General features: G+C 72.9%; 3 protein-coding genes and 1 pseudogene. 2 read left to right on the top strand and 2 right to left on the bottom strand.

The features are described 5' to 3' along the window. Both KUTG_RS37075 and KUTG_RS37070 read left to right on the top strand, forming a co-directional pair. Positions 1-624, top strand: a pseudogene (locus tag KUTG_RS37075) (ATP-binding cassette domain-containing protein); the annotation flags it as partial. Beyond that, positions 621-1,556 (top strand): ABC transporter permease, encoded by a 936-nt coding sequence (locus tag KUTG_RS37070; protein ID WP_043723553.1) that lies wholly within the window; start codon positions 621-623, stop codon positions 1,554-1,556. The pseudogene KUTG_RS37075 and the gene KUTG_RS37070, both read left to right, overlap by 4 nt. Here KUTG_RS37070 and KUTG_RS37065 read toward each other — a convergent pair. After that, on the bottom strand, positions 1,553-2,458 hold the full coding sequence (locus tag KUTG_RS37065; protein WP_043723551.1) for an EamA family transporter: 906 nt from the start codon (positions 2,456-2,458) through the stop codon (positions 1,553-1,555). The two genes, KUTG_RS37070 and KUTG_RS37065, sit on opposite strands and share 4 nt — an antisense overlap. 97 nt (positions 2,459-2,555) lie before the next feature. Further along, positions 2,556-2,810, bottom strand: a 255-nt coding sequence (locus KUTG_RS62050) for a hypothetical protein (RefSeq protein WP_198047429.1), incomplete at its 5' end; no start/stop codon positions are given.

The following is a 2,810-nucleotide window of genomic DNA, read 5'->3' as shown; positions in this document are numbered from 1 at the left end:
GCCTGTACTGGGCCGCGACGGGGCGCCCGCTGGAGGAGGCGCACCTTTTAGCAGGCCCTGGAGATCGCCGGGCTCGGCGACGCCGTGCGCCGCCGCGTCGGCACGTACAGCCAGGGCATGCGGCAGCGGCTGGCCATCGCGCAGGCCATGCTCGGCCTGCCCGACCTGCTGGTGCTCGACGAGCCGACCAACGGGCTCGACCCGCCGCAGATCCACCAGATGCGGGACGTGCTCCGCCGGTACGCGGCGACCGGTCGCACCGTTGTCGTCTCCAGCCACCTGCTGTCCGAGGTGGAGCAGTCCTGCAGCCACGTCGTGGTGATGCACCGCGGCCGCCTGGTCGCGTCCGGCGACGTGGACGACATCGTCGCCGGCGGCGGCGAGGCGACGTTCCGGGTCGACCGCGTCACCGACGCCGCCCGGATCCTGCGCGGCCTCAACGGCACGTCGTCGGTCACCGCCGACGGCCAGCTCGTGCACGCCGACCTGGGCACCACGGCCCGGTCGGCGGCGGTCGACGCGCTGGTCCACGCCGGCATCGCGGTCGAGCAGGCGGGGCCGCGGCGACGGCTGGAGGACGCGTTCCTCAAGCTGGTGGAGAGCGGCGAACAGGAGGGGTCATGACCGACGAGCACGGGGTGCACACCGACCCGTCGGCGATCGCCGATCTGGTCGCCGTGGCCGAGAACGAGCACGCCGAGGTGGCCGGCGACGGGTCCGTCACCGGGTACCGCGGCTCGCGGACGTTGCGGCTGGGCGTGGAGCTGCGCCGCCAGCTGCGGCGCCGCCGCACGCAGTTCGCGCTGGGCTTCCTGGCCGTGCTGCCGTTCCTGCTGCTGATCGCCTTCAAGGCCGCGCCCAACCAGAGCAGCACCCGGTCCGCCTCGTCGGCCTTCGTCGACCTGGCCACCTCCAGCGGCCTCAACTTCGCGATCTTCGCCCTGTTCGCCTCGGCCAGCTTCCTGCTGGTTGTGGTGATCGCCCTGTTCTTCGGCGACACCATCGCCAGCGAGGCCTCCTGGTCCAGCCTGAAGTACCTGCTGGCCATCCCGGTCCCCCGCGGTCGGCTGCTGCGGCAGAAGGCCGTCGTCTCCGGCCTGCTGTCGGTGATCGGGCTGATCGTGCTGCCCGCGGTCGCGTTGGTCGTCGGCCTGATCTGGTACGGCGGCGGCGACCTGATCAGCACCACCGGCGAGTCCATGGCCTTCGGCACCGGCATCGCCCGCATCGCGCTGGCCGTCGCGTACCTGATCGTCTACCTGACGTGGATCGCCGGCCTGGCGCTGCTGCTGTCGGTGTCCACGGACGCGCCGCTGGGCGCGGTCGGCGGGGCCGTGCTGGTGTCGATCGTGTCGCAGATCCTGGACTCGATCACCGCGCTCGGCGACCTGCGCGACTACCTGCCGACGCACTACGCCACGGCCTGGTCCGACCTGCTCAGCGCGGACGTGGACTGGGGCGACATGGTCCGCGGCTCGTTCTCGTCGCTGGCCTACTGCGCGGTGTTCCTGGTCCTGGCCGCGCGGCGCTTCGCCCGCAAGGACATCACCTCCTAGCGTCTCCGGGCCAGGTAGGTCGCGCCGGCCGAGGCCGTGACCACGCACATGATGGCCAGCCACTGCACCGGCCGCAGGGTCTCGCCCAGGATGACCATGCCGGCCAGCGCGGCCACGGCCGGCTCCACGCTCATCAGGACGCCGAACAGGCGCGGCGGGATCTTGCGCAGCGCCTCCAGCTCCAACGAGTACGGGATCACCGATGACAGCAGGGCCACACCGGCCCCGACCACCAGGATCGTCGGGTCGAGCAGCGCCGAGCCGGCCTCGGCCACGCCGAACGGGGCGATGACCAGCGCGCCGACGCCCATGGCGATGGCCAGACCCGAACCGCCCGAGGTGGCCTCGCCGAGCTTGGCGCCGAGCAGGATGTAGCTGGCCCAGCACACGGCCGCGGCCAGGGCGAACAGGATGCCGAGCAGCGAGGTGCCGCCGCCCAGGTCGGCCAGCATGACCACGCCGGCGCCGGCCAGCAGCGCCCACAGCGCGTCCAGCCAGCGCCGCGAGCCGGCCAGCGCGATCGCCAGCGGCCCGAGGAACTCGATCGTCACGGCGATGCCCAGGGGTAAGCGCTGGAGCGACTCGTAGATCGAGAGATTCATCAACCCCAGCACCGAGCCGTAGCCGAGGACGACCAGCCAGGCCCGGCCCGACATCCGCAGGCCGGGCCGCCAGAAGGCCAGCAGCATGACGGCGGCGAAGCCCAGCCGCACACCCGCCGCGCCGGCCGGCCCGACCAGCGGGAACAGGCCCTTGGCCAGGGCCGCGCCGAGCTGGACGCTGATGATGCCGCCCAGCAGCAGGCCGGTCGGCGGCGCCGAGCCCAGCAGCCGCCCGGCGACCTCGCCCGGCCCCCGTCGGGGCAACCGGCCCGAAGTGCCGTCCACGTAGACCATGACCATGCGTACAAAATAGGTGCTGGTACTGACAGTCCCCGCTCACCGGAGCCTCACCCGGCCCATGCGACGCTAGTTGCCGCACCTCCTGGCGGGGTCGACCTCAGACGAGAGCGAGGAGCAGCTTGCCGCGCCATTCCCAGTCTGGCCGGTCGCTCGGCGTGCTGGTCCCCGTCCTGATGCTGGCGGCCAGCGCCTGCGCGGTCGGCCCGTCCGTGCGCCCGGTGATCGCGGTCAACGACGGCGGCCCGGCCTCCAACACCGGCGTGCCCACCCCGTCCGGGCAGCTGCCACCGCTGGACACGCCGCAGAACGCGTCGATCGCCTGGTCGGACTGCCCGCCGGGACGAAGACCCGG

Source organism: Kutzneria sp. 744 (genome assembly GCF_000568255.1).
In the GTDB taxonomy this organism is placed as follows: domain Bacteria; phylum Actinomycetota; class Actinomycetes; order Mycobacteriales; family Pseudonocardiaceae; genus Kutzneria.
This window is presented reverse-complemented; position numbering and strand designations above follow the sequence as displayed.